At 65.9% G+C, this 856-nt stretch carries 1 protein-coding gene; it reads left to right on the top strand.

Annotation, left to right across the window (positions count from 1 at the left end):
- The first annotated feature begins 247 nt into the window (after positions 1-247).
- Positions 248-499 carry a hypothetical protein gene (locus ACFV3I_RS18755; RefSeq protein WP_378823961.1) on the top strand — a complete coding sequence of 84 codons (252 nt, stop codon included), beginning with the start codon at positions 248-250 and terminating at the stop codon, positions 497-499.
- Positions 500-856 lie beyond the last annotated feature (357 nt).

The following is an 856-nucleotide window of genomic DNA, read 5'->3' as shown; positions in this document are numbered from 1 at the left end:
CCACGACACCGACCGGCGCCCCACTGTCTCCACAAAACCCGACATCCTCTGTCGTATTTCTTGCGGTGTCCTCTGCGCCCTGCCATCGGGGTGTGGGCAGGCGTACGGCTGCGGACACCGCGACCCTGCGCCGCGCCAGCGGCTGGGCGGTGCTGGATTGTTCCGGACGGGTTGTGGGAGACCGTCAAGCTGTTGATCCCGCCGTCGAAGGTGCGGCCACAGGGCGGCGGGACGCAGGACACGCCTGATGAGGCTGCGGGAGGTGTTTCATGTGCTGGATATGGAGGGGCCTTGTGCTGTGGTTGAGGCGGCACGTGGTGTCCGTATCGCGGCGCAGAGGCAGGTTGATCAATTGGAGGCCGTTGTGCGCGATGCTCGTGACCGGGGGACGAGTCAAAGTCTCGGTATTTTCGCCAGCGGTGTGTGGATGGAATGTTTGAAGGTTTCGGAGGATGTGCGGGATGAGTTCCTGAAGCGGGCGCGGACCGCTTTGAACTGACGAACCGACTGCGGCGTGTGGGTGAGCGGCCCGTGTCGTGTGGGTGAGCGGACCGTGTCGGGCCGGTGAGCGGACCGCGGCGTGTGGGTGAGTGGCCCGCGGTGTGTGGATGAGCCGTACCGTACCGACCTCACCGGCCCTCACCGGCCCTCACCGACCTCACCGGCCCTCACCGGCCCTTACCGGTCCCTACCGGTCCCCTCGTCCGTGCGGTGCGCCGCGGGACGCGCGCGAGGGGTTGACCATGCGTGGACGCGCCCCTAGGTTTCTCGCTACCTACTGGTACATCGTTTAACCACCATGGTTGACGTCCTGGTTGGAGACATCCCGCTGTGTGCTCACCTCTGAGTCGGCGTG

The organism is Microbacterium sp. NPDC059771 (genome assembly GCF_042732495.1).
Classification (GTDB): Bacteria; Actinomycetota; Actinomycetes; order Actinomycetales; family Microbacteriaceae; genus Microbacterium; species Microbacterium sufflavum.
The sequence above is the reverse complement of the archived record's forward strand: the minus strand, read 5'-3'. Positions and strand labels throughout refer to the sequence as shown.

What these genes read in the sequence shown, in the direction of transcription:
- ACFV3I_RS18755 (WP_378823961.1), top strand. Translation starts at nt 248, where the DNA reads ATGAGGCTGCGGGAGGTGTTTCATGTGCTGGATATGGAGGGGCCTTGT.